The organism is Thalassobacter sp., assembly GCF_982993085.1.
Genome location: NZ_CEZFMW010000151.1, coordinates 1 through 6,513 on the forward strand (window position 1 = coordinate 1; position 6,513 = coordinate 6,513).

General features: G+C 57.8%; 7 protein-coding genes. 4 read left to right on the forward strand and 3 right to left on the reverse strand.

Annotated features, from left to right (window positions below; genetic code table 11):
- Nucleotides 1-186 precede the first annotated feature (186 nt).
- Complete coding sequence (locus AC4GMC_RS16590; protein WP_487878025.1) at nucleotides 187-771, forward strand: LabA-like NYN domain-containing protein; 585 nt, start codon at nucleotides 187-189, stop codon at nucleotides 769-771.
- A gap of 2 nt (nucleotides 772-773) precedes the next feature.
- On the opposite strand, the gene AC4GMC_RS16595 is transcribed toward AC4GMC_RS16590, so the two are convergent.
- Nucleotides 774-1,400: a trimeric intracellular cation channel family protein gene (locus AC4GMC_RS16595; RefSeq protein WP_487878024.1), complete on the reverse strand. Its 627-nt coding sequence runs from the start codon at nucleotides 1,398-1,400 to the stop codon at nucleotides 774-776.
- A 70-nt stretch (nucleotides 1,401-1,470) separates the two neighbouring features.
- Entirely contained in the window at nucleotides 1,471-3,291 is a 1,821-nt protein-coding gene (gene typA / locus AC4GMC_RS16600) for a translational GTPase TypA (RefSeq protein WP_487878972.1), read from the reverse strand.
- Nucleotides 3,292-3,412: 121 nt separating this feature from the next.
- On the opposite strand from typA, the gene yddG reads away from it, so the two are divergent.
- Nucleotides 3,413-4,282, forward strand: coding sequence for an aromatic amino acid exporter YddG (gene yddG, locus AC4GMC_RS16605; protein ID WP_487878591.1), 870 nt, complete (start codon nucleotides 3,413-3,415; stop codon nucleotides 4,280-4,282).
- Between the two features lie 22 nt (nucleotides 4,283-4,304).
- Here the strand turns inward: yddG and AC4GMC_RS16610 are convergent, their stop codons facing one another.
- Nucleotides 4,305-5,237, reverse strand: coding sequence for an ABC transporter ATP-binding protein (locus AC4GMC_RS16610; RefSeq protein WP_487878592.1), 933 nt, complete (start codon nucleotides 5,235-5,237; stop codon nucleotides 4,305-4,307).
- Nucleotides 5,238-5,324: 87 nt separating this feature from the next.
- Here AC4GMC_RS16610 and AC4GMC_RS16615 point away from each other — a divergent pair, with 87 nt between their 5' ends.
- Together AC4GMC_RS16615 and panB are read left to right on the forward strand one after the other, a co-directional pair.
- Complete coding sequence (locus AC4GMC_RS16615; RefSeq protein ID WP_487878593.1) at nucleotides 5,325-5,513, forward strand: zinc-finger domain-containing protein; 189 nt, start codon at nucleotides 5,325-5,327, stop codon at nucleotides 5,511-5,513.
- Between the two features lie 6 nt (nucleotides 5,514-5,519).
- Nucleotides 5,520-6,332 carry a 3-methyl-2-oxobutanoate hydroxymethyltransferase gene (panB, locus tag AC4GMC_RS16620; protein ID WP_487878594.1) on the forward strand — a complete coding sequence of 271 codons (813 nt, stop codon included), beginning with the start codon at nucleotides 5,520-5,522 and terminating at the stop codon, nucleotides 6,330-6,332.
- The last annotated feature ends 181 nt before the right edge of the window (nucleotides 6,333-6,513 follow it).

Below are 6,513 nucleotides of genomic sequence, written 5' to 3' on the forward strand. Positions count from 1 at the left end.
CGCCGAAGTCCGAATTTCCTCCAAGCGCAAACAGAAGCATTGTGCGACGATCTCCTTGTGTATCACTTGTGCCGTTAAGGTTTTGATTTATGTTTTATGTCATACTGCCTTGTGTGGGTTGCTCACATTTACCGACAAGGCCTGTCGCTTTAGGCGGGACAAAATTATTTTTAAAGGACATTCGGGATGTTTTACCGAGACGAGCGACTTGCGCTCTTTATTGACGGTTCTAATCTTTACGCAGCGGCCAAAGCCCTTTCATTCGATATCGATTACCGGCTCTTGCGCCAAGAATTCATGCGCCGAGGCAAGATGCTTCGCGCTTTTTACTACACCGCTCTTCTAGAAAACGACGACTATTCCCCAATTCGTCCGCTTGTGGATTGGCTGCATTACAACGGCTTCACCATGGTCACAAAATCCGCCAAAGAATACGTCGACAGCCAAGGTCGCCGCAAAGTCAAAGGCAACATGGATATTGAGCTGACAGTCGATGCGATGGAAACCGCCGACCACGTTGATCATATTGTACTGTTTTCCGGAGACGGTGACTTCCGCCCACTCGTTGAGGCCGTGCAGCGTAAGGGCGTGCGTGTTTCTGTGGTCTCTACCATCCGCTCACAGCCTCCGATGATCTCGGACGAACTCCGCCGTCAGGCTGACAACTTTATCGAGCTTGATGAATTGCGTGATGTAATTGGCCGCCCCCCGCGTGAACCACGTGCCGAAGCGGATGGCGCCCCCATTATGGCACCTTCTTCTGGCGGCTGACCCTATATCCGGGGCGGGCGCCCCCGATAAACCGGCAACCGCCAGCCAAACAGAATAGATCCCGCACGCAACCCAAACGTCAGAGCCGCACACATCGCGATGGCCGCCCAAGGGGACGCGGGGCTCAACCACAGGCCAACCAAAGCACCCAATGCGCCAGCGAGTGCTGCGGTGACATACAACTCTCCCTGCTTCAGGACCAAAGGCACCTCGTTGCAGACAACATCGCGCATTAGCCCGCCCAAACAGCCGGTCATAACGCCCATAATCACTTGGATTGCGGCAGGTTGATCCACCGAACGCGCCGCCAACACGCCCGCAGCAACAGCCACGGATAAGGCAACAGCATCCAACCAAATCACCGCCTTCAGGCGACTTTCCACCCAGTGTGCCGTGAAAAAAATCACCACTGCCGCCAAAAGCGCGGCAGCGATATTTAGCGGGTCGGCCAACCAAAAAACGGGGTTTCGGTCCAACACGACATCGCGCACTGTCCCGCCGCCCACCGCCGTCAGACAGGCCACAAAGCCAAAGCCCACAACATCCAATTGCGCCCGCGATGCCACAAGCGCGCCCGTCACGGCAAACACAATCACAGATGCATAATCCAACAGAACAAGTGTCGTCATAAGGGCGCTCCAAACAAAAAAAGAAGGGCACAAACGCGCCCCTCTTTGGTTCTTAAATATCCATGTAACCTTAGCTGGCTACGCGGGACTGACGCTTACGCTCATGCGGGTCCAAATAGCGCTTACGCAACCGGATCGCGTTTGGCGTAACTTCGACCAGCTCATCGTTGTCGATGTAGGCAATCGCCTCTTCGAGCGACATCTTGACGGGCGTTGTCAAACGCACCGCTTCATCCGTACCGGAAGCCCGCACGTTGGTCAGCTTTTTACCCTTCAGCGGGTTCACCTCAAGGTCATTGTCACGGCTGTGCTCGCCAATGACCATGCCTTGGTAAACCTGTTCCTGCGCGCCGATGAAGAACTTGCCACGGTCCTCAAGGTTAAAGATCGCATAAGCAACCGAAACGCCATCTTCCATCGAGATCAGAACACCCTGACGGCGGCCAGGGATCGCGCCTTTAAACGGCGACCATTCATGGAAAACCCGGTTCAATACACCAGTACCACGCGTGTCCGTCAGGAATTCGCCGTGATAACCGATCAAACCACGCGACGGCACATGCGCGATGATCCGCGTTTTGCCAGCACCGGCTTGTTTCATTTCAACCAGTTCGCCCTTGCGGGTCCCTGTGATCTTTTCGATCACAGCGCCAGAGTACTCATCATCCACATCGATGGTGACTTCCTCAATAGGCTCCAATTTCTGGCCATCCTCCTCACGGAACAATACCTGCGGACGTGAAATCGACAGCTCAAAGCCCTCGCGACGCATGTTCTCAATCAAAACACCCATCTGCAATTCGCCACGGCCAGCGACCTCAAAGGCCTCACCACCGGGGGTGTCGGTGATCTGAATGGCGACGTTGGTCTCGGCTTCCTTCATCAGGCGGTCGCGAATAACGCGCGACTGCACCTTTTTACCATCACGACCCGCGAGCGGGCTGTCATTGATCCCGAAGGTCACGGTGATGGTTGGCGGGTCAATCGGTTGCGCGTCGATCGGCGTGCTCACGCTTGGATCGCACAGCGTGTCCGCTACGGTGGCCTTGGCCATACCAGCAAGTGTGACGATATCACCGGCAACCGCTTCATCGATAGGCTGTTGGCCCAAACCACGGAACGCAAGGATTTTAGTCACGCGGAAGTTTTCAATCTTGTCGCCCTCGCGGCTTAGCGCCTGCAAGGTCGTACCAGCTTTCAATGTCCCGGCCTCAACCCGGCCCGTCAGCGTCCGACCAATGAAAGGGTCCGCGCCAAGCGTGGTGGCCAACATGCGGAAAGGCTCATTTGCTGCCGCAAGCTGTGCGGGCTTTGGTACGTGCTTAACGATCAAGTCGAACAGCGCGGTCAGATCTTTGCGCGGCCCGTCCAACTCCAGATCGGCCCAACCGGACCGGCCAGAGGCGTACATGTGCGGGAAATCAAGTTGCTTGTCATCTGCGCCAAGGTTGGCGAACAGATCGAAACACTCATCCAGTGCGCGGTCAGGCTCTGCGTCGGGCTTGTCCACTTTGTTAAGCACAACAATAGGGCGCAGACCCAGCGCGAGCGCTTTGGAGGTCACAAATTTTGTCTGAGGCATTGGGCCTTCAGCGGCGTCAACCAGCAGAACCACGCCGTCAACCATGCTCAGGATACGCTCTACTTCACCGCCAAAATCGGCGTGGCCGGGCGTATCAACGATGTTGATCCGGGTTTCGCCCCATTCAACACTTGTCGCTTTCGCCAAGATGGTGATGCCGCGTTCGCGTTCTAGGTCATTGCTGTCCATCGCGCGCTCGGTCGTCGCCTGATTTTCCCGGTAAGTACCGGATTGTTTGAGAAGCTCGTCAACGAGCGTCGTCTTGCCGTGGTCAACGTGTGCGATGATCGCAATATTGCGAATATCCATGGGAACAGCCTTTGGAGGAGAGTAGGTGCGCGCGCCTTAGCGCAGGTCAGCCCAAAAAGCCAGCGCGCATTTTCTGCGTGTGCGATATGGACGCGACGAAAGCTTGGCGCTACGCCAAGGCATGAGCCCAGCGCGCGCCACCTTTGTCGGATTTGGAGCCGTCCTTTTGTGGGCGCTTCTGGCGTTGTTCACGGCGGCCAGTGGCGCAGTTCCGCCCTTACAATTGGCAGGCTTAAGCTTTGCGATAGGCGGTATGTCGGGCGCCATCGTCATGCTTTCTACTGGGCGATCCTTTGGCGCGTTGCGCCAACCGCCCCACGTTTGGGCTATCGGCGTGGGTGGTTTATTTGGATATCATTTTGTCTATTTTTCTGCCCTCCGCGCCGCGCCAGCGGTCGAGGCAAGCTTGATCGCCTACCTGTGGCCGCTCTTGATTGTGGTGCTTTCGGCGCTTGCACCGGGCGAGCGGTTGTTGCCTCGCCACGTGATCGGGGCGGCCTGCGGTTTTTGCGGGGCGGCTTTGTTGGTCACCCGCGGTGAGGCCTTGGCCTTTGATCCAACCTACACCAGTGGATATGCCCTCGCACTCTTGGCCGCGTTTATATGGTCCAGCTATTCGGTTCTGTCGCGCACGATTTCCCATGTCCCGACCGAAGCAGTCACCGGCTTTTGCCTTGTGACGGCAGTCCTCGCCACTGGGGCGCACCTGATGATTGAGACAACCGTTTGGCCCACAAACGCTGTCCAATGGGCCGCCATTATCGGGCTAGGCCTTGGACCGGTGGGGTTTGCGTTCTTTCTATGGGATGTCGGCGTCAAGCGGGGCGATATCCAAGTTTTGGGCGCAGCCAGCTACGCCGCCCCACTCTTATCTACCATTGTCTTGGTGGTTGCAGGGCAGGCTGCGGCCACGTGGTCATTGGCGGGAGCCTGCATGCTGATCACGCTTGGCGCGGGTATTGCGGCGGGCGTAGTTCGACGACGCGCCTAGTCCAACCGTTGCGGGCCGCGGTTCACGCCTTTGAAGACGTAAGCGAAACAAACACATCCTCAAGGTCTGCCTCCTCGGTCCGCACATCCCGGATCGAGATCCCCGCAGCATGGACTGCCTGCAACACCGCCTCGGCGCTGGTATTGGACCGGGCATAAGAAAACGCCAGCTCCCCATGGGGCCTGCGCGCCATTTCGACGCCCTTTGGCAGCGATACCTCACCAACTTCCGCCTCTGGCACGATCACGAGGGTTTTGGCGTCTAGCCGATCCAACAACACCTCAGTCCGATCACGCACGACCACTTCGCCATGATTTATAATCGCGATCTCATCACACATTTCTTGCGCCTCTTCGAGGTAATGCGTGGTCAGGATGATCGTCATCCCCCGCTCCTCGTTCAGCTTGCGGACGTTGCGCCACAGCATTTGTCGCAGCTCAATGTCCACGCCCGCTGTAGGTTCATCCAACACGAGGATTTGCGGGTGGTGCACAAGCGCTTTGGCCAACAACAGTCGCCGTCGCATACCGCCCGATAACGTACGCGCATAGGCCTCAGCCTTGTCCGACAGCCCGACGAGTTCAAGAATTTCATCGCTGCGGCGATCCGACTTGGGCACACCATATAAGCCGGCCTGCACCTCAAGGGCTGCGCGCGGCGTGAAAAAGGGATCAAGGTTCAGTTCCTGCGGCATCACACCAATAGCCGCCCGGCTTTGGCGTGGGTTCACATCTTGATCAAAGCCCCAGATGTTCACGCGCCCAGATGTTTTCGTCACCAACCCAGCCAGAATGTTGATCATCGTGGATTTGCCGGCGCCGTTTGGCCCGAGCAGGCCAAAAATGCTACCCTGAGGGATCTCCAGATCGACGCCCTTTAGCGCCTCTTTCGGTGCGCTCGCACCCTGCCCAGCATAGGTTTTGCGCAATCCTTCGATTTTGATCGCTGCTGCCATTTGGGCGTCCCTCACCATTCCCCTTGCCCACAAGGGGCTGTTTACCGCATAACCCCCCCTACCCCTTGAATCGTCTGGAGCCAACCCATGAGCATTGATGCCCCTGAGACAGAGATCGTGACCTCTTCCCGCGTGGCCTGTGATGGCGGCGGCGGTGCCCTTGGTCACCCACGCGTGTGGCTGACCGTGGACAGCACAAAGGGCTTTGTCGAGTGCCCCTATTGTGACAAAAAATTCATGCTTGCGGATGATGCCGAAGGCGCCGCGGCGCACTGACCTAGGATGAGCACGACAGGCCAGTCGCGAGCCATAACACCAAGCGATATCAAAGATATGAAGGGTGGCACGCCGATTGTCAGCTTGACGGCGTACACCACACCAATGGCGCAACTGATGGATGCACATTGCGATTTTGTGCTCGTCGGTGACAGTGTCGGCATGGTACTGCACGGCTTGCCCTCAACCCTGCAAGTCACGCTTGAGATGATGATCCTGCATGGCCAAGCCGTGCGCCGCGGGTTGAACCGCGCCCTCATGGTCGTGGACATGCCCTTTGGCAGCTATGAAGCCAGCCCACAGGTGGCGTTTGCCGCAGCCGCCCGCCTGATGGCGGAAACTGGCGCGGGCGCAGTCAAGCTTGAGGGCGGCGTGCATATGGCCGAAACCATCGCATTTTTGGTCGAACGCGGCATCCCCGTGATGGCCCACGTGGGCCTAACCCCGCAGGCGATCCATACACTTGGCGGGTACAAGGTACAGGGCCGGGGCGACGCGGCCCCCATGTTGATGGCCGATGCCCAAGCCGTTAGCGACGCAGGCGCCTTCGCTGTTGTCTTGGAAAAAGTACCGACCGGACTGGCCACAAAAATCACCCAAGCCCTGCCTATACCGACGATCGGCATCGGGGCCTCGGCGCATTGTGACGGTCAGGTTCTTGTGGTCGATGACATGCTGGGGCTGTTCACTACATTTAAGCCAAAGTTCGTCAAACGCTACGCTGATTTAGGCACGCAAGCCGAAGCAGCCGTCGAGGCCTATGCCCAAGACGTCCGGGCACGCAGCTTTCCGGCTGAGGAACACGGGTTCGCCGACTAGGCGGACCTATGCGCGCTCGCGCTGAGGGGCGCTGAGTTTCCCTCAATCGGTGTCCACAGAGCCTCGCCATCCATCGCCCCCTGCGCTAGAACCAAGCGCACGGCGAACAGGGGATTATCATGTCAGACACGCAATTCGGAAAAGGGTGCCACCTGCACCTCATCGACGGTTCGGCCTTCAT

Bases quoted from the DNA above. Each gene is read 5' to 3' on its own strand.
- AC4GMC_RS16590 (WP_487878025.1), top strand. From the start codon at position 187: ATGTTTTACCGAGACGAGCGACTTGCGCTCTTTATTGACGGTTCTAAT.
- AC4GMC_RS16595 (WP_487878024.1), bottom strand. From the start codon at position 1,400: ATGACGACACTTGTTCTGTTGGATTATGCATCTGTGATTGTGTTTGCC.
- typA (WP_487878972.1), bottom strand. From the start codon at position 3,291: ATGGATATTCGCAATATTGCGATCATCGCACACGTTGACCACGGCAAG.
- yddG (WP_487878591.1), top strand. From the start codon at position 3,413: ATGAGCCCAGCGCGCGCCACCTTTGTCGGATTTGGAGCCGTCCTTTTG.
- AC4GMC_RS16610 (WP_487878592.1), bottom strand. From the start codon at position 5,237: ATGGCAGCAGCGATCAAAATCGAAGGATTGCGCAAAACCTATGCTGGG.
- AC4GMC_RS16615 (WP_487878593.1), top strand. From the start codon at position 5,325: ATGAGCATTGATGCCCCTGAGACAGAGATCGTGACCTCTTCCCGCGTG.
- panB (WP_487878594.1), top strand. From the start codon at position 5,520: ATGAGCACGACAGGCCAGTCGCGAGCCATAACACCAAGCGATATCAAA.